This window comes from Streptomyces sp. NPDC056987, assembly GCF_042673865.1.
Classification (GTDB): Bacteria; Actinomycetota; Actinomycetes; order Streptomycetales; family Streptomycetaceae; genus Streptomyces.
The window spans coordinates 248,204-273,505 of record NZ_JBHURV010000006.1 but is presented as its reverse complement, the minus strand read 5'-3'; the positions used below and the strand labels follow the sequence as shown (position 1 = coordinate 273,505).

18 protein-coding genes and 1 riboswitch are annotated in these 25,302 nt (G+C 74.0%); of the genes, 7 read left to right on the top strand and 11 right to left on the bottom strand.

Annotated elements, in window-relative coordinates; all coding sequences use genetic code 11:
• Nucleotides 1-23 precede the first annotated feature (23 nt).
• From ACFTZC_RS10215 to ACFTZC_RS10195, 5 genes are read right to left on the bottom strand one after another with little or no spacing between them, the layout of a single operon-like run.
• Nucleotides 24-2,123 (bottom strand): hydantoinase/oxoprolinase family protein, encoded by a 2,100-nt coding sequence (locus ACFTZC_RS10215; RefSeq protein ID WP_382888326.1) that lies wholly within the window; start codon nt 2,121-2,123, stop codon nt 24-26.
• Between the two features lie 2 nt (nt 2,124-2,125).
• Complete coding sequence (locus tag ACFTZC_RS10210; RefSeq protein WP_382888325.1) at nt 2,126-3,073, bottom strand: ABC transporter permease; 948 nt, start codon at nt 3,071-3,073, stop codon at nt 2,126-2,128.
• Nucleotides 3,066-3,944, bottom strand: a complete 879-nt coding sequence (locus ACFTZC_RS10205) for an ABC transporter permease (RefSeq protein ID WP_382888324.1) — start codon at nt 3,942-3,944, stop codon at nt 3,066-3,068. Before ACFTZC_RS10205 ends, ACFTZC_RS10210 begins: the two co-directional genes overlap by 8 nt.
• Entirely contained in the window at nt 3,941-5,200 is a 1,260-nt protein-coding gene (locus tag ACFTZC_RS10200) for an ABC transporter ATP-binding protein (RefSeq protein WP_382888323.1), read from the bottom strand. The genes ACFTZC_RS10205 and ACFTZC_RS10200 overlap by 4 nt, the downstream gene beginning before the upstream one ends.
• On the bottom strand, nt 5,197-6,327 hold the full coding sequence (locus ACFTZC_RS10195; RefSeq protein ID WP_382888322.1) for a PotD/PotF family extracellular solute-binding protein: 1,131 nt from the start codon (nt 6,325-6,327) through the stop codon (nt 5,197-5,199). Before ACFTZC_RS10195 ends, ACFTZC_RS10200 begins: the two co-directional genes overlap by 4 nt.
• Before the next feature lie 177 nt (nt 6,328-6,504).
• Nucleotides 6,505-6,626, bottom strand: a riboswitch (SAM riboswitch).
• Nucleotides 6,627-6,851: 225 nt separating this feature from the next.
• On the opposite strand from ACFTZC_RS10195, the gene ACFTZC_RS10190 reads away from it, so the two are divergent.
• Nucleotides 6,852-9,365: a beta-galactosidase gene (locus tag ACFTZC_RS10190; RefSeq protein WP_382888321.1), complete on the top strand. Its 2,514-nt coding sequence runs from the start codon at nt 6,852-6,854 to the stop codon at nt 9,363-9,365.
• A 46-nt stretch (nt 9,366-9,411) separates the two neighbouring features.
• On the opposite strand, the gene ACFTZC_RS10185 is transcribed toward ACFTZC_RS10190, so the two are convergent.
• On the bottom strand, nt 9,412-10,755 hold the full coding sequence (locus ACFTZC_RS10185; RefSeq protein ID WP_382888378.1) for a jacalin-like lectin: 1,344 nt from the start codon (nt 10,753-10,755) through the stop codon (nt 9,412-9,414).
• 247 nt (nt 10,756-11,002) lie between these two features.
• Between ACFTZC_RS10185 and ACFTZC_RS10180 the strand changes: the two genes are divergently transcribed.
• The gene (locus ACFTZC_RS10180; protein WP_382888320.1) at nt 11,003-12,736 is read left to right on the top strand and encodes a PHP domain-containing protein; all 1,734 of its coding nucleotides are present in this window, start codon (nt 11,003-11,005) and stop codon (nt 12,734-12,736) included.
• A complete protein-coding gene (locus ACFTZC_RS10175; RefSeq protein WP_382888319.1) occupies nt 12,733-13,320 on the top strand; it encodes a hypothetical protein in 588 nt (195 codons plus the stop codon). Before ACFTZC_RS10180 ends, ACFTZC_RS10175 begins: the two co-directional genes overlap by 4 nt.
• Before the next feature lie 40 nt (nt 13,321-13,360).
• On the opposite strand, the gene ACFTZC_RS10170 is transcribed toward ACFTZC_RS10175, so the two are convergent.
• Nucleotides 13,361-14,239, bottom strand: a complete 879-nt coding sequence (locus tag ACFTZC_RS10170; protein WP_382888318.1) for an alpha/beta fold hydrolase — start codon at nt 14,237-14,239, stop codon at nt 13,361-13,363.
• A 269-nt stretch (nt 14,240-14,508) separates the two neighbouring features.
• Between ACFTZC_RS10170 and ACFTZC_RS10165 the strand changes: the two genes are divergently transcribed.
• Nucleotides 14,509-17,997, top strand: coding sequence for a BTAD domain-containing putative transcriptional regulator (locus ACFTZC_RS10165; RefSeq protein WP_382888317.1), 3,489 nt, complete (start codon nt 14,509-14,511; stop codon nt 17,995-17,997).
• Between the two features lie 85 nt (nt 17,998-18,082).
• Here the strand turns inward: ACFTZC_RS10165 and ACFTZC_RS10160 are convergent, their stop codons facing one another.
• The gene (locus ACFTZC_RS10160; protein ID WP_382888316.1) at nt 18,083-19,276 is read right to left on the bottom strand and encodes a PucR family transcriptional regulator; all 1,194 of its coding nucleotides are present in this window, start codon (nt 19,274-19,276) and stop codon (nt 18,083-18,085) included.
• A gap of 307 nt (nt 19,277-19,583) precedes the next feature.
• On the opposite strand from ACFTZC_RS10160, the gene ACFTZC_RS10155 reads away from it, so the two are divergent.
• Nucleotides 19,584-21,356, top strand: a complete 1,773-nt coding sequence (locus tag ACFTZC_RS10155; protein ID WP_382888377.1) for an FAD-binding dehydrogenase — start codon at nt 19,584-19,586, stop codon at nt 21,354-21,356.
• A gap of 70 nt (nt 21,357-21,426) precedes the next feature.
• Here the strand turns inward: ACFTZC_RS10155 and ACFTZC_RS10150 are convergent, their stop codons facing one another.
• Nucleotides 21,427-21,732 carry a hypothetical protein gene (locus ACFTZC_RS10150; protein ID WP_382888315.1) on the bottom strand — a complete coding sequence of 102 codons (306 nt, stop codon included), beginning with the start codon at nt 21,730-21,732 and terminating at the stop codon, nt 21,427-21,429.
• Entirely contained in the window at nt 21,729-22,646 is a 918-nt protein-coding gene (locus tag ACFTZC_RS10145) for a phytanoyl-CoA dioxygenase family protein (protein ID WP_382888314.1), read from the bottom strand. The genes ACFTZC_RS10150 and ACFTZC_RS10145 overlap by 4 nt, the downstream gene beginning before the upstream one ends.
• A gap of 109 nt (nt 22,647-22,755) precedes the next feature.
• Between ACFTZC_RS10145 and ACFTZC_RS10140 the strand changes: the two genes are divergently transcribed.
• Nucleotides 22,756-23,628, top strand: coding sequence for a helix-turn-helix domain-containing protein (locus ACFTZC_RS10140; protein ID WP_382888313.1), 873 nt, complete (start codon nt 22,756-22,758; stop codon nt 23,626-23,628).
• On the opposite strand, the gene ACFTZC_RS10135 is transcribed toward ACFTZC_RS10140, so the two are convergent.
• Nucleotides 23,609-24,859, bottom strand: coding sequence for a cytochrome P450 (locus ACFTZC_RS10135; protein ID WP_382888312.1), 1,251 nt, complete (start codon nt 24,857-24,859; stop codon nt 23,609-23,611). The two genes, ACFTZC_RS10140 and ACFTZC_RS10135, sit on opposite strands and share 20 nt — an antisense overlap.
• A 170-nt stretch (nt 24,860-25,029) precedes the next feature.
• Here ACFTZC_RS10135 and ACFTZC_RS10130 point away from each other — a divergent pair, with 170 nt between their 5' ends.
• A complete protein-coding gene (locus ACFTZC_RS10130) occupies nt 25,030-25,254 on the top strand; it encodes a ferredoxin (protein ID WP_382888311.1) in 225 nt (74 codons plus the stop codon).
• Nucleotides 25,255-25,302 lie beyond the last annotated feature (48 nt).

Below are 25,302 nucleotides of genomic sequence, written 5' to 3'. Positions count from 1 at the left end.
GCCGTGGCGTGCTGTGCTGGTGGTCAGGAGTGCCGGAGCCGGAGGTTGCCGAGCGGGTCGACGGTGGCCGACCAGCGGGGCGGTACCAGCACGGTGGTGTCGTCCTGTTCGATCACGGCCGGTCCCGTGAGGGTGTGCCCGGTGCGCAGCGCGTCGCGCCGGTGGACGTCGGCGGTGACGCGTTCTCCGGCGAGCAGGACGGTGCGGTGGCCGTCGGGCGCGGGCGGTGGGCCGCCGGCCGGGGCGGCCTCGGCGGGGGCGGTGGCGAGATCGGATCCGGCGGCGCTGATGGCGAGCCGGGCGGTGCCGAGCCGGACGGCCGCGGCGGCGTCGCGGAAGCCGTAGAGCCGTTCGTGTTCCCGGTGGAACGCCTCGGTGAGCGCGGCCAGGGTGAGCCGGTCGGGCAGCGGTACGCGCAGCTCGTACGCCTGGCCGGTGTAGCTCATGTCGGCGGCCAGGGTGAGGACGGGCGGGGCGCTCGCGGGGCCCTGCTCGGCGAGCCAGGCACGGGCCCGTCCTTCGAGCCCGGCGAGGATGTCGCGGAGTGCGGCGACGGTGGTGTCGTCGAGGTCGCGGCGGAGGCTGCGGGCGAAGTCGCGGCGCAGGTCGGCGCCGACCGCGCCGAGCGCGCAGAAGGTGGCGGCGGCGGGCGGGACGACGATCTCGCGGATGCCGACCTCCTCTGCGAGCACGGCCGCGTGGGTGGGGCCCGCGCCGCCGAACGGCACGAGGGTGAACTCGGCGGGGTCGAGGCCGCGTCCGGCGAGGGTCTTCTGGAGTTCGACGGCCATGCCGGCGGTGGCGACCCGCAGCGCGCCGTCGGCCGCCCGGTCCGCCGCCGCGCCGGGTTCGGCGGTGGTGAACCCGAGTTCGTCGCCGACCAGGCCGAGGGCGCGGGCGGCGGCGGGCGCGTCGAGGATCATCCGGCCGCCGAGGAAGGTGGCGGGGTCGATGACGCCGGTGTGCAGATAGCAGTCGGTGACGGTGGGGCGGGTGCCGCCGCGGCCGTAGGCGACGGGGCCCGGGTCGGCCCCGGCGCTCTGCGGGCCGACCTTGAGGGCCCCGTACGCGTCGGCCCGTACGACCGAACCGCCGCCCGCGCCGATGGCGTTCACCGCGACGACGGGCAGGATCAGCGGGAGTCCGCCGATGGTGGTGTGTGTGGCGAACTCCGGTTCGCCGTCGACGGCGACGGCGATGTCGCTGCTGGTGCCGCCCATGTCGAAGGTGACGAGCCGGCCGATCCCGGCGGCGCGGCCGAGCCGGGTCGCGGCGGTGACGCCCGCGGCCGGTCCGGAGAGCACGGTCTCGATGGGGCGCTCGGTGGCCGAACGCAGGCTGAGCGAGCCGCCGTTGGACGCGGCGATGTAGACGGGGGCGGTGACGCCGAGCCCGTCGAGCAGGCTTTCGAGCCGGTCGAAGTAGCGGTGCATCAGCGGCTGGATGTACACGTTGAGGCAGGTGACGAGGGCGCGTTCGAACTCGCGGACCTCGGGCCAGATCGCGGCGGACGAGGTGAGCGGCAGTCCGGGGACGAGCGCGGCGAGCCGCCGGGTGATCTCGGCCTCGAAGGCGGGGTCGGTGTGGCCGTGCAGCACGAGGACGGCGGCGGCCTCGGCGCCCGTGGCGCGCAGTTCCTCGGCGACCCGGGCCAGTTCACGGTCGTCGGGGACGCGTACGGGGCGGCCGTCCGGGCCGAGCCGGGCGGGGATCTCCACGATCCGGTCCCGGGGGACGAGCGGTTCCTCCTTGGCCGCGTGCAGGTCGAAGGAGGACGGCATCCGGCTGCGGCCGATCTCCAGGATGTCCCGGTAGCCCTCGGTGACGACCAGGGCGATCCGGGCGCCGCGCCGCTGGATGATCGCGTTCAGCCCGATGGTGGTGCCGTGGGTGACGGCGGCGAGATCTCCGGGGTGCAGTCCGGCCCGGTCGAGGACGGCGGCGAGCCCGTCGGCGACGGCGCGCGCCGGATCGCCGGGGGTGCTGGGCTCCTTGTGGTGGAGGAGAGCGCCCCGGTCGCCGGGCACGGCGAGGACGAAGTCGGTGAACGTGCCGCCCACGTCGATCCCGACACGGGCACGCGGGGCTGCCGCGGTGAGGTCAGCGGTGGGGTCGTCGGGCACGGTCAGAGCACCTCCGAGAAGTTGGTGAACCGGTCGACGGCCACCAGGACGAGCACGCTGACGAGCATCAGGAGCGTGGAGACGGCGGCCACCGACGGATCGAGCTGGAACTGGACCGCCGAGAAGATACGGACCGGCACGGTGGTGGTGTTGGAGCCGGAGACCAGCGCCGAGACGGCGACCTCGCCGAGCGAGGTGACGGCGGCGAAGACCGCTCCGGCGAGGATGCCGGGGCGCAGCAGCGGCAGGGTGACGGTGAGGAAGGTACCGACCCGTCCGGCGCCGAGCGTGGCCGCCGCGCGTTCCAGCGTCGGGTCGAGCGCCTGGGCGCTGACCATCACCGTACGGATGACGAAGGGCAGCGCGACCAGGGAGTGCGCCAGCCAGAGCCCGGGCAGGGTGTTGACCAGGCCGAGGCCCTGGAAGTAGTAGAGCAGCCCGAGGCCGATGATGATCTCGGGGACCATCAGCGGGGCGAGGGCCAGCCCGGAGAGCACGCCGCGGCCCGGGAAGTCGCCGCGGACCAGCCCGTACGCGGCGAGCGTGCCGATGGTCACGGTGGTGAGGACGACGAGCAGCACCAGGACGCCGCTGAGCCGGAAGGAGACCAGCCAGTCCGGGGAGGACAGGACCTCGGAGTACCAGCGCAGGGAGAGCCCGCTGGGCGGGAAGCTCAGTGAGCTGGTGGAGTTGAGGGAGCTGAGGGCCAGCACGGCGAGCGGGGCGAGCAGGTAGAGGAAGACGGCGACGGCGGGGAGCGCGGCGGCGGTCCGCCCGGCGCGGCGCAGCAGGGCGGCGCCCCGGCCCGCACCGGCTTTCGCGGGCGGGCCGGAGGCCGTGGATGAGCCGGAGGTCGCGGACGCCCCGGCCTTCGCGGGTGTGCCGGTCCCGGCGGGCGGACCGTCGGGGGCGGGGTGGTGGTGCGTACGGTCGGCGGCGGGGTCAGCCATGGAGCCTCCGTTCCCAGAAGCGGAATCCGGTGCCGAGGGCGGAGACGCCCAGCAGGGTCAGCAGGAGCAGGGTGAGGCTGAGCGCCGCCGCCACCGGATAGTCGAAGACGCTGGTGATCTGGCTGTAGACGCGCAGTCCGGCGAGCGGCTGGTTGGCGCCGCCGACCAGCAGCGGGGTGATGTAGATACCCATGGCGAGCGGGAAGACGACGGTGGCGCCCACCGCGATGCCGGGCAGGCTGAGCGGCACCGTGACCTTCCAGAAGGTGCGTACGGGCCCGGCGCCCAGGCTCCGCGAGGCGCGCGAGAGGTTGTCGTCGATGCCACCCAGCGCGGTCGTCAGCGGCAGGATCGCGAACGGCAGCAGGACATGGGTGACGGAGACGACGACCACGAGGTAGCTGGTCAGCAGCGGCGCGGGCTGGTCCAGGATGCCGAGGCCCATGAGGGTCCGGTTCACCGCGCCGTTGGCGGAGAAGAGCACGACCCAGCCGTAACTGCGGACGACGACGCTGGTGAGCAGCGGCGAGACGACCGCGACGAAGAGCAGGGTGCGCACCACTCCCTTGCGGGCGCGGGCCAGCGCGTACGCGGCGGGGAACCCGAGCAGCACGCACAGGACGGTGACCAGCAGCGAGGTGAGCAGGCTCTGCCACAGGGACTCGGAGAAGAACGCCTCGGTGAAGACCCTGTGGTACTGCGTGAACGAGTAGCCGTCGAGCGGATAGCCGTTGGCGTCCGACGGGTGGAAGCTGAGCGCGAGGACCCGCACGAGCGGGATCACGAACAGGGCCAGCAGGAAGACCACGACCGGCGTGACGGGCAGCAGCCCGCGCAGCCGGCGCGGCGCGCGGGCGGCGGGCGCGCTCATCCGGACGTCGCCTCCTTCGTGGCGACGTCCCGGGCGCCCGCTCCGGCCGCGCCGCCGACTGCGGGGGCTTCCCCGGCCTCGGCGACTCCCCCGCCGCCCTGACCGGGCCCGAGGAGGATGACATCGGCGGCCGACCAGCCGAAGGTGACCCGCGCGCCGACGGCCGGGGGCTCCTCGGCGGTTCTGGCGTTGACCGCGACGCCCTCGGCGACGACGATCTGCGCCTGCCACGCCTCGCCGGTGAACGCCCGGTAGCCGACGATCCCGGAGCCGCGGACGGCTCCGGTCGGGGCTCCGGCGTCCGTGTCGGCCGCGGCTCCGGCGTCCGCGCCGCCGTCGTTCTTGGCCGCCGCCTCGGCCTCCGTCTCGGCGGCCGTGACGGTGACGCGTTCCGGCCGTACGGCGAGCGTGACCGGGTCCCCGTCGGGCAGCGTGGCGAGGCCGGAATGCAGCCGTACCCCGCCGACGTGGAGCGTCCCGTCGCGGGCTCCGGTGCCCTCCAGGATGTTGGCCGCGCCGATGAACTCGGCGACGAAGCGGGTGGCGGGCGTCCGGTACACCTCGGTGGGCGTGCCGAGCTGTTCGACCCGGCCGCCGTTCATCACGGCGATCCGGTCGGAGAGCGACATCGCCTCTTCCTGGTCGTGCGTGACGAAGACCATGGTGATGCCGAGGCGCTGCTGGAGCTCCCGCAGCTCCACCCGCATCTCGCGGCGCAGTTTGGCGTCGAGGTTGGACAGCGGCTCGTCGAGCAGCAGCACGGCGGGCCGGGTGGCCAGCGCGCGGGCCACGGCGACCCGCTGCTGCTGGCCGCCGGAGAGCTGCCGCGGCCTGCGGTCCGCGTACGCCTCCAGGCCGACGAGGCGCAGCGCCTCGGCGACGCGTTCGTCCCGCTCGGCGCGCTCGGTGCGGCGCACCTTCAGGCCGTACGCCACGTTGCCTGCGACGGTCATGTGCGGGAAGAGCGCGTAGTTCTGGAAGACCAGGCCGAGCCCCCTGCGGTGCGTGGGAACGTCGGTGAGGTCCGTGCCGTCCAGGGTGATCCGGCCCGCGGTGGGCCGGACGAACCCCGCCAGGCTGTTGAGGAGAGTCGTCTTGCCGCAGCCGCTGGGGCCGAGGACGGAGAGGAACTCGCCGCGCCTGATGGAGAGCCGGCCGACGTCGAGGATGCGCTGCCCCTCGTACCCGGCGGCCAGGCCCTCGATCTCGATGTGCGCGGCGGTCCCGCCGCCGGCGTCGTCACGCTGCCCGGTCACTTGAAGATCTGATTCCACCGCTGCTGCCATTCATTCAGCTTGGGGGTCGCCGTCTTGTAGTCGACCCAGGTGAACGTCTTGTAGACGGCCTCGCCGTACTTGACCTTCGCCTTGAAGTCGGGGCTGTAGTCGATGGTGTCGTTGCCCGCGCCGTAGAAGGTCCCCTCGGCGAAGGGCTTCTGGTACTGGGCGGCGCTGAGGTAGTCGAGGAACTTGTAGGCGGCCTCGGTGTGCGCGCTGCCCTCGGGGACGTAGTACGAGGTCAGCGCGCCGACGGCGCCGGAGGCGGGGTAGCTGAAGCCGATCGGCTGCCCCTCCTTGGCCATGGCGAAGGCCCGGCCGTCCCAGAAGGGCACGATCCAGGCGTCGCCGTTCTGGAGGACGGTGGAGACGCTGCCCGCGTCCGCCGGGAACGCCGAGACGCAGTCCTTGAGCCCTTCGAGCTTCTTGAACGCCTTGTCGACATCGGCGGGGTCGGAGAGCTTGCCGCCGTCCTGGGAGACCAGCGCGGAGAAGAACTCCAGGCCCGCGTTGTAGGTGAGCGGGGGCAGGGCGACATGGCCGCAGTACTTCTTGTCGAAGATGTCGGTCCAGTCGCGGGGCGCCTGCTTGATCTTGTCGGTGCGGTACAGCAGCCCGTTGGAGCCGGTGGTCAGCGGCACGCCGTAGGAGGCGCCCTCGACCGTGGACTGCTGGGTGAGCACCGGGTCGAGCTGCTTCCAGTGGCTGAGGTCGCCCGTCTTCAGCGGCTGGAGGAGGCCACCGCCGACGGCCTGGTGCAGGGAGCCGGGGGTGAGGGCGACGACGTCGAACGGCGCGTTCTTCCCGCCCGCGGCACGGAGCTTGGTGAGCCAGGCGGAGTCGGCGCCGTAGACGAGGTTCACCTTGATGCCGGTGTCCTTCTCGAACGGGGCGACGAAGGACTTCTTGAACAGCTCGCCCCAGGGGCCCGCGAAGGCCGTGACGGTGATCTGCTCCCCCTTGGAGCCGGACCCTCCGTCGCCGGAGCCGCCGGAGGAGCCGCCGGTGTCGACCCCGCAGCCGGCGACGGCGGCGAGGACAGTGGCGGCCGAGGCGAGGACCAGCAGGGGGCGTCGCCCGCGTGGGCGTGGCAGGGCAGCTCTCATGAGGGCAGGACTCCTCGGTGCGGGGTGACGGCGAACGGCGCGCCGGCCCGTGGGTGATGGTTCGCCGGCCGCTCGTCGAGCGGGGGCCGCTGGGCGGGGCACCATGACGACGTGCCCTGAGGCATCACGTCCGCTGTCATCTCGTGCTCCCGTCACAGGTACTGGACCTGGGTGACAGGTCCGCGCTTGCTCCCGGCACATCGGTGTGCGCGTGGAGCCGTGTCATCACCCGGGGCACCCCACCGCAGAAGGAGGGTTGCCGCCCAGCAAGCCGGGGCTTGTCGCTGGGACTCGTGACGGCCAAAAACGTAACACTCTGTGGCTGGTTTCTGAAGATGAGGCGGATCACATGATGATCACACCTCGATCACAGGGTGGACGATTCAGGACAAAGCTGTATAAATATCTGCCCACGTGGCCGGGCGTCACCGCCACCCGGGCGCCACCGCGTCGGCACCGGCACCACCATCAGGCCATTCATTAATTAGGAATACTTCTTGACACGGTCCGGGAGCGTGCCGACGATGAAGCGATCTCCCGAGCCGTCGTCGACGCAGGAGCCGCCCGTCGTGTTGTCGCTGCGCACTCATGACCTGACCGCTCCGCTCCCCGGCCCGACGGGGCACCTGAGGATGGGCAGCCCGGACGGCGTCCCCGCTCCCCTGGTCCCCGACAGCCGCAGAATCCTGCGGGGCCGGGTCCCCTGGCTGCCCGTCATGGCGGAGTTCCACTTCAGCCGCTACCCCGCCGCCGAGTGGCGCGAGGAACTGCTGAAGATCCGCGCGGGCGGGGTCGACACCGTGGCCACCTACCTCTTCTGGAACCAGCACGAGGAGACCCGCGGCGCCTTCCGGTTCGACGGCGGTCTCGATGTGCGCCGCTTCGTCCTGCTCTGCGCCGGACTCGGGCTGTCCGTCGCCGTACGGGTCGGTCCCTGGTCGCACGGCGAGTGCCGGGGCGGCGGCTTCCCCGACTGGCTCGACGGCACCGGCTGCGCCCCGCGCACCGACGACCCGGCCTATCTGGCCCTCGTCGAGCGGTACTTCGCCCGGATCGGCCATGAGCTGCGCGGCCTCTCGTACGACGAGGGCGGCCCCGTCGTCGCCGTACAGATCGAGAACGAGCTGTACGACGCGCCCGGCCACCTCGCGACGCTCCGCCGCCTCGCGGCGGCCGCGGGCATCGCCGCCCCGCTGTGGACCGCCACCGGATGGGACGCCGCCGATCTGCCGCGCGACGTCCTGCTGCCGGTGTACGGCGGCTATCCGGAGGCCTTCTGGCTCCCGGCGCACGGCGGGTGGGCCCGGGAGATGCGCCGACACTACGTCTTCACCCCGGTCAGGGACGACCCGAACATCGGCGCCGATCTGCGCCCCGCGGTGCGGGCGGGCCACGGGGTGCCGGACGACGGCCGCTACCCGTACATCACCTGCGAACTCGGCGCGGGCATGGCCGTCGCGTACCACCGGCGGCCCCTGGTACGGACCGCGGACATCTCCGCGCTCGCGCTGGCGAAGCTGGGCAGCGGCTCGGTCTGGCAGGGGTACTACCTGTACCACGGCTGTTCGCAGCGGCTGGATCTCGCGCTGCCCAACCAGGAGTCGCACGCCACCGGTTACCCCAACGACCTGCCGGCCGTCAGCTACGACTTCCAGGCCCCGCTGGGTGAGTACGGGCAGGTGCGCCCCTCGTTCCACGCGCTGCGCGCGCAGCACCTGCTGATCCAGGACTCCGGGGCGCGGCTCGCGGACATGCCGCTGCGGCTGCCCGACGTGACACCGGCCGGCCTCGACGACCGGTCCACGCTCCGCTGGGCGGTGCGCTCCAGCGGTACGGAGGGCTTCCTCTTCGTCAACAACCACCAGCCCCACGAGCCCCTCCCCGACCACCGCGAGGTGCGCTTCCGGGTCGAACTCGACGGCTGCGCCCGGCAGTTGCCCGCCACGCCGGTGACCGTGCCCGGCGGCGCGCACTTCGTGTGGCCCCTCGGGTACGAGGCGGGGCCCGGCGTACGGCTCGACTGGGTGAGCGCGCAGCCGCTGACCCGGCTGGAGATCGACGGGGTGCCGACCGCGGTGTTCGCCGCCACGGCGGGGATCACCCCGCAGTTCCCGCTGCCCGCCGGGGCCGTGGTGTCGGGTCCCGCGCGGACCGCCGGGCGGGACGGCGCGGCGGTGGTCGTGGAGGTCACCGCACCGGGCACGGAGGCGGCGGTGACCGTGAGCGGGCCCGAGGGGCCGGTCCGGCTGCTCTTCCTCACCGAGGAGCAGGCGCGCCGCCTCCAGCGGGTCCGGATCTGGGGCGCGGAGCGGCTGGTGCTCTGCGACGACGCCGTCCTGGCCGACGGCGGCGAACTGCGCGTCCACACCGAGGCGGAGACCGTTTCCCTCTCCCTGGCGCCCGCGCCAGCCACCGCGATCCGCGCGCCCGGGGCCGGCCCGACGGGATCCTGTACGCCCGGATCCGATCCGGCGGGATCCCGTACGCCCGGATCCGACCCGGCGGGATCCGATACGGCGGGGCTCTCCCGGCCCCGTGCCGACGGCCTCTTCACCACCTGGACGGTCGGGGTCCCGCAGGTGGCCGGGGCCGGTGCCGTCACCGTCGACCGGGTACGCGCGCGGGCCGTGGCGCCGCCCGCCCGTGACGGCGGCCCGCAGCGGCGCGCCTCGGCCCCGGTCGACGCCGACTTCGCGGAGGCGGCGGTCCACCGGATCGCCGTCCCCGCCGCGGTGTTCGACGAGGGCGGGGAGGTGCTGCTGCGGCTCACGTACACCGGCGACGTGGCCCGCGCCTTCATCGGCGGGCGGCTCGTGGCCGACCACTTCTGGCACGGCCCCGCGTGGGACATCGGCCTGCGGCGGCACGCGGCGGCGGCCGCCGAGCACGGCGTCGAGATCCGGGTGCTCCCCCTGGGCCGCGCGGGCGGGGTGTACGTCGACCCCTCGGCTCGGCACGGCCTGGCGGCGGCCAGGACCCGGGCATCGGTCGACTCGGCGGCGCTCGTCCCGGTCCGCCGGATCCGGCTGCGCGGGTGACGTACCCCTTCGGCTGCTTGGGCGTGCGGGTGACGTACCCCTTCGGTTACTTCGGCGCGTAGACGACGCCGAGCTTGTCGATCTCGTCGTCCGCGCGGCCGGTGAAGCCGACGATCCGCCACCCCGGCGGAGCCGTCCAGGTCACCGCGTCCGAAGTGGCGGTGCCCGCCGCGAGGGTGCGGCCGGCGTCCGTGGTGAACGCGGCGGAGAAGATCCGGGTACGGCCGTCCTTCTGGCCCTTGGTCAGCTTGACCGAGGTGAGATGTTCGCCGGCGGCGAGGGTGAGCGAGGACGCGGTGCCGCCCGTGCCGCCGTGGTTCAGCACCGTACCGCCGTCGAAGGTGAGGCCGACGGCGTCGAGGCGACTGCCGCCGCGCAGGGTGAGGGTGCGGGGCGCGGGGGTGGCCGCAAGGGCGCGGGCGTCGTTGAACGCGGTGCCGTGCGGGCCGCCGAAGAAGTCGGAGGCGCGGCGGTTCGCGGGCAGCGACCAGGAGAGGCCGACGGCGTGCGGGTAATGGTCGGAGAGGTGCTTGCCCGCGCCGTCGAGGAAGGCGCGCCAGTCGTTGGTGAACGAGGTGGCGTCGAGGCCGACCAGCGGACCGCTCCGGTAGAGGACCTTGTCGACGACCTCGCAGGTGTCGGTGGGCGCGGCGGAGTCGCAGACCAGCGCCTCGCTGCCGAGGGCCGGGGCGGAGCCGCCGCGTACCAGCTTCACCCAGGCGTCGGTGAGGCCGTTCTCCGAGAGGAGCGTGCGGATGTTGTCCCCGGTGCGGGTGTAGCGGGTGTTGGTGTCGCCCATGACGATGACCGCGTTGCCCGCGCTGTACGTCCGGATGAAGGACGAGAGCTGGACGATGTTGGCGCGCCGGGCGGCGAGCGCGGCGTCCGTCGTGTCGGCGTTGGTGTGGACGTTGTAGAGGTCCACGAACACGCCCTCGGCGAGCCGGACCCGGGCGAGCGAGAAGCCCTTGGGGGTGAGGCAGTCGGTGCCCGTGCAGTCGTTCCAGCGGACCCGCTCGAAGTCGTCGAAGGGGTGGTCGGAAAGGGTGTTGAGGCCGTCGCCGAAGGCGGCGCCGCCGCTGGTGGCGGTGCGGTACGGGTGGGCGTCGTTGGCGTACAGCGAGGCGTGGTAGTTGAAGTCCTCCTGGACGTTGACGATGCCGTACGGGCCCAGGCGCTGCCCGATGAGCGGGGTGTTGGTCTTGGGATCGCTCTGGCCGAGGCCGAGCGGGAGCCCGGCGATGTTGTACGTCAGCAGCTTGAGGGTGCCGGAGTCGGCCGCCGGGGCCGCCTCGGCCACCGGAGCCGCGGCGGCCGGCGCGGCCGCGCCGGTGGCGAGGCCGGTGAGCGCCAGCGCGCCGGCGGCGAGGACACCGGCCAGCGCGCGGATCGGAGTTCGCATGTGGGGGCCTTCCCGAGAGGGCGGGAGAAAGGTACGGAGAAGTTACCGCGCAGTCATCATGTACGGTCAAGTGCCTTGACGCACAAGGGCAGTTGCCCGATCGGTCAGTGGGAGCGGCGAGCCCGCCGTCCCGCCGCGCGGCGGTCACCCGCCGATCATCCCGGGATCGCCGGGTGTTCATGTTTTCCCCGGAGCCTCTCTGTCACAACGGCAACAACCGGACACAGGAGTCTCCATGGGACACGGGCACCACCACCCTCACCCTCACTCCCACGCGCATTCCCCCGCGCACGAGGGGAGCACGGCGCTGCCGCCGGCGCTCGACACCTCGGTGCCCGACGAAGCCCTCACCCCCGCCCAGCTCTCCCGCCGCTCCATGCTCCGCAGGACGGGGCTGCTCGGCGCCGGTCTCGCCGCGGGCGGCGTGGTGGGCGGCGCGGTGGCCGGCTCCCCCGCGTACGCCTCCGGCGGCCAGGGCGGACCGGGCGACTCCGGTGCGGGCCGCAAGGGCGGCTTCCTGTGGCTCGCCGGTGACCACCACATCCACACGCAGTACAGCAGCGACGGCAAGTACCGTGTCGCCGACCAGGTGCGGCAGGGCGCCAAGCACGGTCTGGACTGGATGGTCATCACCGACCACGGCAGCGAGACGCACGCCAAGATCGGTGTGGAGAAGGTCAATCCGGACATCAAGGAGGCCCGGGCCGCGTACGAGGACACGCTGGTCTTCCAGGGTCTGGAGTGGAACATCCCGGCCGCCGAGCACGGCACGGTCTTCGTCCACCCGGGGCGCAACGAGGTCGCGGTCCTGAAGGAGTTCGAGACCTCCTACGACGGCGCGGTGCGCGGCGCCACCGACTCCACCCCGGCCAACGAGGCCCTGGCCATCGCCGGACTCTCCTTCCTCTCCGAGCAGGTCAGACGCCGTAAGGTGCAGGACGCGCTGATGCTCGCCAACCACCCGTCGCGCAAGGGCATCGACTCCCCGCACGAGATCCGCGCCTGGCGCGACGCCACGTCCCGGGACCACCAGATCGCCGTCGGCTTCGAGGGCGCGCCGGGCCACCAGGCCGCCGGGATCCCCGCGCCGACCGGGATGGGCCGCGCGCGGGGCCTGTACGACGGCAGCCCGGGCGCGGCCTCCTTCGCGGGCTACCCGCTGGAGAGCTACCGCACCTGGGGCGGGTTCGACTGGATGACCGCCACGGTCGGCGGTCTGTGGGACAGCCTGCTCGCCGAGGGCAAGCCGTGGTGGATCACGTCCAACTCGGACTCGCACAACGTGTACGCGGACACGGCGAAGCGGGGCGGCCCCGACTCCGACTTCGCCGCCAACGGCAAGCACACCGACCCGGTCTACCGGGGCGGGCTCGACCTCACCGAGGGCGACTACTGGCCGGGCCAGTACAGCCGTACGCACGTGGGCGCGGACGGCTTCTCGTACGCGGCGGTCATGGACGGCATCCGCGCCGGGCGCGTCTGGGTCGACCACGGCGGTCTGATCAGCGGCCTCGACGCCCGGGTCGCGGGCGGCGGACGCTGGGCCACGCTGGGCGGCGCCCTGCACGTGCGGCGCGGTACGAACGTGACGCTGACCGTCGACATCTCGCTGGCGAACGGCGCGAACTGGGCGCAGTTCGTGCCGAAGCTGGCCCGGGTGGACGTCATCAAGGGCGATGTGACGGGCGAGGTGAAGGACAAGGACACGTTCACCGCGCCGACCGCCAAGGTCGTCTCGTCGTACGACGTCGGCAAGTCGGCCGGCACGGTCCGGCTCACCTACTCCCTGGGCCGGGTGGACCGGCCGCTCTACGTCCGGCTGCGCGGCACGGACGGCAACCGCTCCGCCGTCGGCGCGCGGGGTGCCGCCGTCGACCCCGCGGGTCCCGCGCTCGACGTGGTCGGCGACGCCGACCCGTGGCGCGACCTGTGGTTCTACTCCAACCCGATCTGGGTGCTGCCCGCATGACAGCGGCGACGGTGATCGGCGTCGACGCGGCCACGCCCGGGCTGCGCGACGCCGATCACCTGGCCCGCGCGCTCGCCAACGAACTGGGCCTGCCGGACACCGCGTCGGTCGGTACGCACGCGGTGCGCGCCGGCCGGCCGCACCTGGCGCTCTCGCTCGCCCTGCCGGACGCGGACACGGCCGACGGGGTGTGGCGGGCGCTGACCGGCCGCGCGGCGCCGGGCCCGGTCGGACTCGCCTACGGCGAGCGGCGCCACGGACCCGCCGGACTCTCCGGGGGCGCGGCGCACGCGGTGGCCGAGCGGACGGTCCACGGCGCGGGCCGGGCGGTCCTCTTCCCCGGCGCGGACGGGCTCACCGGCACGGTGGGTGTGGCCGAACTGCTCGCGGCCTCGGCCGTGGACGAGGTGGTGCTCCTCGGGGCGGGTGACCGGCCGTCCGGTGAGCGGCGGATCATGACCCGGGATCACCTCCGGCCCGAGTGGCGGGAGGGACGGCTGGTGCTGACGGTGATGGAGGCGGTGGGCGGGGTCCTCGTCCCCTTCGAGGTACCGGACCCGACCCCCTGCTGCGCCGACCACTGAGCCGGGGCCCTCGCAGCCGGCCCCGTGTCCCCGACGGGCGTTACCGGGCCAGGAGGCTCCGCAGCGCCTCGACCACCTCGGCCGGGGCCTCCTCGGCCATGAAGTGGCCCAGGCCGACGGAGGAGTGGACCAGATCGGGGGCCCACGCCTTCCACCGGGCGGCGGCGTCGAAGCCGAGGGCGGCGCCCCAGTCCTGCTGGAGGACGGTCACCGGCATCCGCAGCCGGCGGCCGGCCTCGCGGTCGGCCCGGTCATGGTCCAGGTCGACGGTGGCCGAGGCCCGGTAGTCGGCGACGATGGAGACGACCGCCGCCCGGGACGCCCTGAGGTAGGCGGCGCGGATCTCGGCCGGGATCGCCTCCGGGTCGCGGGCCCAGATGTCCAGGAAGTGGCCGAAGAAGGCGTCGGGGGCGGCGCCGATCAGCGTCTCGGGCAGGCCGGGCGGCTGGGCCATCAGATAGAGGTGGAAGCCGACGGCGGCGGAGGTGCCGTGCAGCACGTCCCACATGTCCGGCGTCGGCAGGACGTCCAGCGAGGCGAGGTGGGTGACCGCCTCGGGGTGGTCGAGGCCCGCGCGTACGGCGACCAGGGCGCCCCGGTCGTGGCCGGCCAGGGCGAACCGCTCATGGCCGAGGGCCCGGGCGAGGGCGACGGTGTCGGCGGCCATGGTGCGCTTGGCGTAGACCGACCCGTCGGTGTCGGCGGGCTTGTCGCTGTCGCCGTACCCCCGCAGGTCGGGGCAGATGACCGTGTGGTCGGCGGCCAGGTCGGCGGCGACGTGCCGCCACATGAGGTGGGTCTGGGGGAAGCCGTGCAGCAGCACGACGGCGCTGCCGGAGCCGCCCACGGCGACGTTGAGGGAGACGCCGTCGGCGACGGTGACGCGCCGGTAGTCGAATCCGGTGATCCTGGGCTCCATGGTGCGGCCCTTTCGCTCGATGTGTCGTCCCGTCGGGTACTCGGTCTGTCGTCCCTCGGGTACGTGGCCACTCTGCGGGCCGTCGATCAGCAACCGGTCAGCAACGGCTGACCAAGGTGCACGGACGGTGGTACGGGAGGGTGTACGAGCGGGTACGGCCAGGCGTACGAGCGGGTGCCACAGCCGGTGGTACGGGCTGGTGGCACGGCTGGGCGTACGGGCCGGTGGCACGGCCGGGGCCGTGGACGCGGGCCCGCTACATTGGCCGGATGACCAGCGAGGCGGCCCCACCGGACGTGACCTTCGGGGTGCTGGGCCCGCTGGAGGCGGCGGACCGGCACGGCCCCCTCGCCCTGAAGGGGCCCCGGCACCGGGCGGTCCTGGCCCGGCTGCTGATCGCCCGCGGCAGGGTCGTCCCCGTGGACCGGCTCGCCGCCGACCTGTGGGAGCGGCCCCCGGACGGTGCCGCCGGGGCGATCCAGACGTTCGTCGCCGCGCTGCGCCGCGCCCTGGAACCCGACCGGCCGCCCCGCGCCCCCGCGCGGCTGCTGGTGACGGACTCCCCCGGCTACGCGCTGCGCGCCGCCCCGGACGCGGTGGACGCCTGGCGGTTCGAGGCGGTGGCGGGCGCGGCCGGTCCGCTGCTGGCGGCGGGGCGTGCCGGGGAGGCGCTGGCCCGTCTCGACCGGGCGCTGGCGCTCTGGCGCGGTCCGGCGTACGCGCAGTTCACCGCGGAGGCGTGGGCGCACGGGGAGATCACCCGGCTGGACGGACTGCGGCTGCTGGCCGTGGAGCGGCGCGCGGAGGCGCTGCTGGAGCTGGGGCGGGCCGCCGAGGCCGTGCCAGATCTGGCGGCCCACGCCGGGGCCCATCCCCTGCGCGAGGACGCCTGGCGGCTGTGGGCGCTGGCGCTGTACCGGTCCGGGCGGCAGGGCGACGCCCTCGCGTCGCTGCGCCGGGCCCGCGAGACACTGGCCGAAGAACTGGGGGTGGACCCCGGCCCCGGGCTGCGCGGGCTGGAGGCGGACATCCTCGCCCAGCACCCCCGCCTCACGGCGCCCGCCGGGACCGCCGAGGAGAGCGGCGGACCGGGCAGGGGCACGGGTGCGAGCGGCGGACCGGACAGCGACACAGGGGTTCCCCGGGGCACCGCGCCCCCGGCCGGGGAAGCACCGGCCACGGGGGCGCCCGCCGGACGGCCGTTCGTGGGCCGCGCCCGGGAGCTGGCCCTGCTGGAGGAGGCCGCCGCGACGGCAGTACGGCGCGGCGGCCTCGCCCTCGCCCTCGTCTCCGGCGACCCGGGCGCGGGCAAGACCGCGCTCGCGGACGCGCTGACCGGCGTGCTGACGGGGCGGGGGTGGACCGCCGCGTGGGGCCGCTGTCCGGAACACGACGGGGCACCGGGCGGCTGGCCCTGGACCCGGATCGTGAGCGCCCTGGCCGCCTCCGGAGCCGGGCTCCCCCCGGACTCCCGGGTCCCCCCGGGCTCCCAGGCCGCCGGTCGCTTCCGCGCGCACCAGGAGGCGGCCTCGTATCTGAGCGGCGTGGCGGCCGACCACGGCCCCGTGCTGCTGGTCGTCGACGATCTGCACCGGGCGGGAGAGGAGACCCTGGACCTGCTGACCGCCCTGGTCACGGCGTCCGTCGCGGGCCCGGTGCTACTCGTCGGCACCTACCGCGCCACGGAGATCTCCCCGGAGCTGACCGACGCGCTCGCCGGATTCGCCCGCGCCGAACCGGCCCGGGTGTACGTGGGCGGCCTGCCGGAGACGGCCACGGACGCCCTGGTCCGTACCCTCGTCCGGCACGACGTGGACCCGCGGACCACCCGCGCCGTCCACCGGCGCAGCGGCGGCAACCCCTTCTTCGTACGGGAGTTGGCCCGGCTGGTCGACAGCGAGGGGCGCGCGGCGCTGGACGCCGTCCCCGCCGGGGTACGGGACGTGATCCGGCACCGGCTGGCGCGGCTGCCCGACGCGGCGCGCGCGGTGCTGCGGCAGGCGGCGGTGGCCGGCCCCGACGTGGACGTGGAGGTGCTGCTCGCCCTCGGGACGGACGAGGACGTGGTGCTCGACGCGCTGGAGTCCGCGCTGGCGGCGGGCTTCCTCACCGAACAGGGGCCCGGCCGGCCGCGGTTCGCCCACGCCCTGGTGCGCGACACGCTGTACGACGACATCTCCGGGCCGCGCCGGGCCCGCTGGCATGCCGCGGTCGGCGAGGCCGTCGAACGGCTGCGCCCCGACGACACCGCCGCCCTCGCCCATCATTTCGGCCGCGCGGAGAGCCGGGCCACGGCCGCCAGGGCGGCGCGCTACGCCCGGGCGGCGGCGGTCGAGGCCGAGCGGATATTCGCCCCGCACGAGGCGGTACGGCTGTGGCGGCAGGCCGTCGCCGCCCATGACCGGGGCGGTGAGGGCGATGTACGGGGCCGGCTGGAGGCGGTCATGGGGCTGACGCGCGCGCTGGCCGTGACCGGGAGCCTGGAGGCCGCGCGGACGCACCGCGCGGAGGCGGTCGCCACGGCCGAGGCGCTGGGTGATCCGGCGCTGACCGCCGAGGTGGCCGGCGCCTTCGACGTGCCCGCGATCTGGACCCGTAACGACGACGAGGACCTGTCCCGGCGGATCGCCGGAACGATCGGGCGGACCCTGGCGGCGCTCCCCGGGGACCAGGCGGCGCGGCGTGCCCGGCTGCTGGGCGCCCTCGCCCTGGAGCTGCGCTCCACCGCCCCCGGCCGCGGGGACCGGGCGGCGCGGGAGGCGGAGGCCGCCGCGCGCCGGCTGGACGACCCCGCGCTGCTCGGCCTCGCGCTCAACGGCCGCTTCCTGCACTCCTTCCAGCGGGCGGGGCTGGCCCCGGAGCGCGCCCGGATCGGCACGGAACTCGTCGAACTGGCGGGCCGCCACGGCCTGGTGACCTTCGAGGTGCTGGGCCGCCTGGTCCTCGTCCAGGCCCGCTCGGCGCTCGCGGACCTCACCGCGGCCGACGCGCACGCGGCAGCCGCCGACCGGCTCGCGGAGCGGTACGACATCCCGCTCGCGGGCGTGTTCACCCGGTGGTACGCCGCCCTGCGGCTGACCGTCGCGGGGCGGCGGGCCGACGCGGAGGCCGCGTACCGCGCGGCCGGCCGGGCCCTGGCCGGCAGCGGTATGCCGGGCCTGGCGGAGGGCATCCTCCCGCTCGCGCTGCTGTGTCTGCGCCTCCAGGCGGACGGGTGGGCCGAGGAGACACCGGCGGGCGAGGAGGCGCGGCCGGCCACCGGCGCGGAGGAGTCGGCCGCCGACACGGAGCACGTGGGCGACGATGCGGAGGAGGTGGGCCACGAGGCGAAGGAGGTGGGGGACGAGGCGGAGTGGGGGCCTCACGCGCCCTGGATCCGCCCGCTGGCGCTGCTCGCCGCAGGCCGCCGCGAGGCCGCAGGGGCGGCCCTGCGCACCGTCCCCGAGTCGCCCCGCGATCTGCTCCTCGAAGCCCGGCTGTGTCTGGTCGCCCGGGCCGCCGTCGCCGTCGGGGACCGCCCGGTCATGGCGGCCACGTACGAGCGACTGCTGCCCGCCGAGGGCGAGTTGGCCGGCGCGGGCAGCGGTCTGCTCTGTCTCGGCCCGGTGGGACGCCACCTCGGCGACCTCGCGCTCGCGCTCGGGGAGCGCGGGCGCGCGGCGGACCACTACCGGCGGGCGCTGGAGGTCGCGCGGAGGGCCGGCGCGCCGCACTGGGCCACGGCCGCCCGCACCGCGCTCGACACCCACAGACCCTAGTGCCCCTCCCGGCAAGCTTTGCCCCGTCGCGCCGCCCAGCACGCACGCTCCTTCGGGGCAAACATTGCCAGTCGCGGCACTAGTCTCACCCCGCGTCCGGGCCCGGGTCGGGATCCGGGCGCAGCCAGGTGGTCAGCGCCCACCACCAGTGCAGGGTGGCCAGCGGCCCCGGCCGGCCGTCGTAGCGGGGGTCGGTCAGCGACTCCCCCGTGATCTGCTGGAGTCGGCCGAGTCGGTAGCGGACGGTGTTGGGGTGGGTGAACAGGGTCGCAGCCGTCTGGTCGAGACGGCGTCCGTGGTCCAGGAACGTCAGCGCGGTGAGGGCGAGTTGGCGGTGGAACTGGTCCGCGGGGTCAAGGGATCCCAGCAGGCCGCGGGTGAGGTACGTGCCGAGGAGCGGCTGGTCCGCCAGGGCGATCTCGGCGGCGAAGTCGGTGAGTTCGTACAGCCCGTGCCATCCGCGCCGGGAGCCGATGTCCAGGGCGCGGACACAGAGCCGGTACGCCGGACGGAGCGCGTCCAGCGGCACCGCCGGCGAGAGCACGACGAGGGCGCCCGGCGGGATCTCGTCACCGCTCGGCGGCCGGGCGCACAGGCCCACCAGGCGCCCTTCGACCCGTGCGAGGTCACCGCAGAGGGAGCCGGGTCCGGCGGCGGCCCCGGGTGCGGGCGGCCGGGCGTGCGCGGGGCCCGCGGCCTCCGTGACGAGGCAGTGGCGCACACTGCCGGGCCGGAGGCCGGCCCGCGCCAGTTCGTCGGGGCCCGGGGGCGCGCCACCGGCCAGGAGGTGTCGCAGCACGCGCGCCCGCGCCCCGTCCGCCGGGTGCGGCGCGCCCTGTTCGGCGGTGCGGTAGCCGTGGACCACATGGCGCTCGACGGCGTCGCCGTACTCCTTGAGTCGCAGGACCGCCGGGAGCAGCAGGCCGTCGGTGATCCCGGCGGCCCGGCCGCGGTCGACGGTGATCTCCACCGCGCGGGTGAGGGCGGCCTGCACGCCGCGCAGGACCGCGGTCACCGGGACGGCCTGGCCCGCCCGGTCGGCGCCGAGGAGCAGGGCGGCGGCGAAGTTCTGTTCCTCGACCCGGTCGAAGGTGGCGGCCCACTGGCCCGCGGCGGTGACCAGGGCGGTGACGTGCCGGCGGTTCTCCGCCTCGGCGAGCCGGGCGACCTCGGGCGAACGGCTCCGCGCCGCGTGGACGAGTTCGCCGCACACGGCCGGGTCGAGGGCCATGGCCCGCAGGATCCCGGTGACCGGCTCGCGCTGATGGGTGACCGTCATGAGCCTCGCCCTTCTGCGTTCTCCGTCGGAGCGCGGTCGCGGAGCACCGTCGCGGGAGCACTGTCGCCGGGTGACAACGACGGGGCGGATGCGTTGGCGTCCGGCTACTACCGCGCTTCTGTGGCGACCTGATTATCTGTGAGCTACCGCACGGTAACAGCAGGGTCATCGTGACAACACCTCCCACGCGCCCCCTTTCGGAAGGCCCCCCATGGAGACGCCGGTGCATCCGGAGAAGCCGCACAGCACGGAGAAGCCGCAGAGCACGGAGAACGCACCGGAGCCGGAGAAGCCGGCGGAACGAACCGTGTTCAGCCGCCGCCGCGCGCTGACGGTGGCGGGCGGGGTGATCGCCGGCGCGACCGCCTTCTCCGGGACCGTGCCGGCCTTCGCGGCCGCCGGCTCCGCCTCGTCCTCGGAGGCCGACGCGATCGTCGTCGGCGGCGGTCTCGCGGGGCTGGTGGCGACCGCGGAACTGGCGGCGGCGGGGCGGAAGGTGCTCCTCCTCGACCAGGAGCCCGAGTCCAATCTGGGCGGGCAGGCGTTCTGGTCGTTCGGCGGCCTCTTCTTCGTGGACTCCGACGAGCAGCGGCTCATGGGGATCAAGGACTCGCACGAACTGGCCTGGCAGGACTGGCAGGGCGCGGCCGGCTTCGACCGGGGCGTGGACGATCCGCGCGGCCAGGACCACTGGGCGCGCAAGTGGGCCGAGGCGTACGTGGACTTCGCCGGCGGGGAGAAGCGGTCCTGGCTGTACGGGCTGGGCGTGCGCTGGTTCCCCATCGTCGGCTGGGCCGAGCGCGGCGGGGGTCTCGCCGAGGGGCACGGCAACTCGGTGCCCCGCTTCCATGTCACCTGGGGCACCGGGCCTGCCGTGGTCGAGCCGTTCGAGAAGAAGGTACGGGCCGCGGTCGCCTCGGGCCTGGTGACGTTCAAGTTCCGGCACCGGGTCGACGGGCTTGTCCGGACCGGCGGCGCCGTCACCGGCGTCCGCGGCGCGGTCCTGGAGCCCAGCACCGCGGCCCGCGGCAAGGCCACCTCCCGTACCGTGGTCGGTGACTTCGAACTCCGCGCCCCGGTGGTGATCGTCACCTCCGGCGGTATCGGCGCCAACCACGATCTCGTACGGCAGAACTGGCCGGCCCGCCTCGGCGCCCCGCCGAAGACCATGATCACCGGTGTGCCCGCCTATGTGGACGGCCGGATGCTCGCCATCACGGAGCAGGCGGGCGGACGGATCGTCAACCCCGACCGGATGTGGCACTACACGGAGGGGCTGCGGAACTACGACCCGATCTGGCCCGGCCACGGCATCCGGATCCTGCCGGGCCCCTCGTCGATGTGGTTCGACGCGACCGGGAAGCGCTTCTCCGCCCCCGACTTCCCCGGGTACGACACCCTGAACACCCTGAAGTCGATCACCGCGAGCGGATACGACTACTCCTGGTTCGTGACGACCCAGAAGATCCTGGCGAAGGAGTTCGCCCTGTCGGGCTCGGAGCAGAACCCCGACCTGACGAACAAGGACATCCTCAAGCTGCTCTCGCGCATCTGGCAGACCCCCGAGCCGATCGAGAAGTTCAAGAAGAACGGGGTCGACTTCGTCGTCGCGACGAGCCTCTCCGAACTGGTCACCGGCATGAACAAGCTGACCGGGAACAGCCTGATCAACCTGGCGGATCTGAAGCGCCAGATCGACGCGCGGGACCGTGAGATCGAGAACCCGTACACCAAGGACGCCCAGGTCATGGGCATCCGGAACGCCCTCGCCTACCCCGGGGACACCTTGAGCCGTACCGCCTCGGCGCACAAGATCATGGACTCGGGCGCGGGACCGCTGATCGCCGTACGGCTCAACATCCTCACCCGCAAGACCCTCGGCGGGCTCCAGACGGACCTCTCCGGCCGGGTGCTGGACACCTCGGGCGCGCCCGTTCCCGGGCTGTACGCGGCCGGTGAGGTGTCCGGGTTCGGCGGGGGCGGTGTGCACGGATACCGGTCCCTGGAGGGCACGTTCCTCGGCGGGTGCCTGTTCTCCGGCCGTCAGGCGGGCCGGGCGGCGGCCGCCGAAACCGCCTAGGTCTGTCGTACGGCGGAAGCCGGGTCCGGCCCCCTGGAAGGGCCGGGCCCGGCTCCGCGCGTGCCGTCCGTCAGCCGGTGGCGATGAGCTTCTCGAAGAAGAACTCGTGCTTGAGGAAGGACGTCTCGTACTCGTGCCCGGCCTGCGGTGGCAGCAGCGGGGAGGCCTGGAAGAGCCGCCAGCCGTCCCTGAGGGCCGCCACCCCGGTGTCGTACGGCGGCACCTCGCTGTCGCCCGTCGTCGGGGAGGTCTCGCCCGTACCGTCGTAGACGGCCCAGCCGATGACGTCCGAGTCGAGCGCGGAAGTGGACAGGTAGAGGACCAGGACGCGCTGGCGCGGGGCCGGTTCGGCCGCCGGGGTGGTCGGGGTGGTCATGCGTGGCTCCCTGCGGCTTCTGACGTCACGGACGGGACGGGCGGAACGGGCAGGACAGGCGTCACGGACGGGACGGACGGCCGCTGCGGTGCGACGCGCCCCGGACGGTTGGTCACCCGGGTCACCCAGTAGGCGGGGTCGTAGGTGGGGTCGCCGGTCAGGGCCCACCACAGCCGCGTCCGGTTGTACACCTCCAGGCGCGCGGCGGCCTGTTCGTACCACGGGAAGGTGACGCCGAGTTCGTCCGCCACGGCAGGGTCCGCGAGGTCCGAGGTGTCCCAGAGCCGCACCTGACGGACCGTCGGGTTGAAGCGGATCTTGAACATGTAGCGGTCGGTGTCGCTGTCGTTGCGGCGTCCGCCGTGCCAGAGCCCATGGTGCACAAACACCACCGTCCCCGCCGGGCACACCAGCCGGGACTGGCCGCGCAGATTCTGGTACCGGCCGGTGTCCGACTCGTTCGTACGCCGCAGATGGCTGCCGGGGACGCTCAGCGTGCCGCCCATGTCCAGGGTGACCTCCTGCGGGTAGTACATGAGCTGGACGTCGAACGCGTCCGTACGCGTGTCGATGATCGCGTCGGCGTGCAGCGGCTGCGCCTCGCCCTCGCGCGCCCGGCGGATGTGCACCGCGTGGTGGTCCACCAGCGGCGACGGGCCGACCAGACTGCGCAACGCGCCCGCCACCTGCGGAATCTCCACCAGTCGCCGGGCGAAGGAGCCTGCCGCGTATGCCTCGTCGAGCGGGGTGCCGGCCGGTGCGCCGGGTATCCCGGTGGCGAGGACGTCCAGCGCCTCGGCGTTCATGGCTCCGGGGACGACGGCGTCGAGCCGCAGCGAACCGTGGGCGACGAATCGGGCCATCCGCACGGAGCTCAGCAGAGGGTGACGAGCGTCGGTCGGTGTGGTTGTCATGCGTCCCAGGCTAGGAAGCCGGGGCCCGGCGGCGCGTGGCCCCGGCTCACCACTACTGGTAGATTCTCACCCTCGCGGAGAGACTCCGGGTCTCCCGGGAGGGAGCCGCGTGCGGACGGTGGAGGTACGGCTCGACGAGCCTCCCGAGGTCGTCAACATCGGGATCGGCGTGCACGGCACCGAGGGCCGGCTGAACGATGTCTTCCGCCTCCCCGACCTCTGGCAGCTCCATCTCTACCGGTACGCGGCCGAGCTCACCGTGGACGGCACCGCGCACCCGGTTCGGCCCGGTCATGTCAGCCTCGTACCGCCCGGCGCGACGGTCCGCTACCGCTACCGGGGCCGCTCCGAGCACCTTTACGCGCATCTGCGGCTCACCGGGGGCGGTACGGCCCGTACGCTGCCCGTCGTCCAGCCGTCGGGCGCGCAGTTCCCCACGCTCTCCGCCCTCCTGCTCCAGGCGGTGGCCGCCGCGCCGAGCACCCCCGCCCGGGTGACCGCCGAGGTCTGGGCCGCACTGTGGCGCGTGGCCCGTCTCGCCCCGCCAGAGAGCCCGGCGGGGCCGCACCCCGCCGTGACGGCGGCCATCGTCCATGTCGAGGCGCGGCTGGCCGATCCGCTGACCGTCCCGGAGATCGCGCGGGCCGCCGGGGTCTCGCACAACCACCTCACGCGGCTCTTCCGCGCCGAGACCGGTGACACCGTGATCGGCTATCTGCGCCGGCGCAGGCTGGAGCGCGCGCGGCATCTGCTGCGCGAGTCCACCCTCTCGATCCCGGCCGTCGCCGCGTCCGTCGGCATCCCCGACCTCCAGGCGTTCAACAAGGCGTGCCGCCGCGAACTCGGCGCCTCACCCCGCGCCGTGCGCGCCATGCGCCGCGCGGGGCCCGCCACGTCGCCCACGCCCTCCGGCGCCCCACCGTCCGGCGACCGCCCCGAGCCGGACGGGACCGCCGCCCCGCTCAGCGCTCCTCGGGGGTGAAGACGAGCGGCAGCCGGACCACGCCCCGTACCTGGGTGGCGTGCGAGACCACCCGGTCCTCGGGGTCGATCCGGTAGTCGGGGATACGGCGGTGGATCTCCTCCAGCGCGATGCGCAGCTCGATCCGGGCGAGATGCGAGCCGAGACACCGGTGGGGCCCCGACCCGAACGAGAGATGGCGGTTGGGCGTACGGTCGATCCGCACCACGTCCGGGTCGGTGAACTCGCCGCCGTCCCGGTTGGCGCCGTTCAGCAGGAGCAGCAACTGGTCGCCCGCGCGCAGCCGTACGCCGCCCAGTTCGGTGTCGCGGGTGACCCGGCGGCCCGCCGAGACGGCGGCCTCCAGCCGCAGGATCTCCTCGACGGCGCCCGGCACGAGCGCCGGGTCGTCCACCACGCGCCGGCGCTCCCCCGGGTTGGCCGCGAGGTGCATCAGCCCCCACGCCAGCGAGCCCTGCACCGTGTGCAGCCCGGCGATCAGCAGCAGGAAGAACATCCGGCACAGTTCGTCGTCGGTCAGCGGGCGGGTCGTGTCGCCGATCCTGAGCGGGGTGTTGATGATGGCCGCCGTGACGTCGTCGCCCGCGTCCGGCCGGCCGCGCCGTTCCGCGATCACCTCGGCGAAGTAGCCGAACATGCGCTGTGCGGCCTCGGCGCGCGCGGCGTTCGACTCCTCCTCGCTCGCGCCGGGCCTGCCCTGCAACGCGGTGTCGGTGCACTCGGTGAACATCCGCGCGTCCCGCTGCGGCCATCCCATGAGCGCGAGGAACACCGCGGTCGGCAGCGCGTGGGCGAACTCCTCGACGAACTCACACTCCCCGCGCCCCGCGAACCGGTCGATCAGCCCGTTCACGATCCCCCGGATCTCGGGTTCGAGGGCCTTCATCCGCGGCGGGTTGAACAGCGGCTGGAGCGCCTGCCGGTACGGGGTGTGCTCCGGCGGGTCGAGTTCGAGCGGCAGGAACTTGCCGTCCCCCGCGTTGACCAGGTTGTTGGGGTAGCTCGAATACGTCCCGGGGTTCCGCAGCACCTCGTGGATCTCCGCGTACCGGGTCACCAGCCAGTGCCCGCCGTGCGCGCGGGAGAAGACCACCGGTCCCAGCGCGGCGAGTTCGGCCACCCGCTCCTGGAGGGTGTCGACCGGAGCCGCGACGGACGGATCGTAGATGTCGAAGTCCACGCACAGGTGCTCCGGCAGATGTTCCGGGATCTCTGTGGCTCGCACGGTCATGCGGTCGCACCCCTGTCCAGTCTCTTGGATGTCCCTTGGATCGTGAACGCGCATGCTACAACGCCGAGTTGGGGCTGAATCGGGTTCGCCGCCGGGCGCGTGGGGCGGTTCCGCCCTCCCGGTGGGTGACAGGAACCCCTTATAGTGCCCGGAACACCCGGAGGGCCGTGATGACCGTACGAATCAGCGTCGACCGGCAGGCGTGCGCCGGACATGGCCTGTGCTACGGCGCCGCGCCGGAGATCCTCGACTGCGACGACCAGGGCGACCCCGTGGTCATCCGCTCGCCGCTGCCCGAGGACACGGTGGGAGCCGCGCGCCACGCGGTGGACCTCTGCCCGGAACGGGCCCTGACCCTCACCTTCGAGGACACCGGCCGGCCTTCCGGTCCCTGAACCCGCTGGTTGAACCGGCTGGTGACGCACAGCCCCGGACGTACCCGA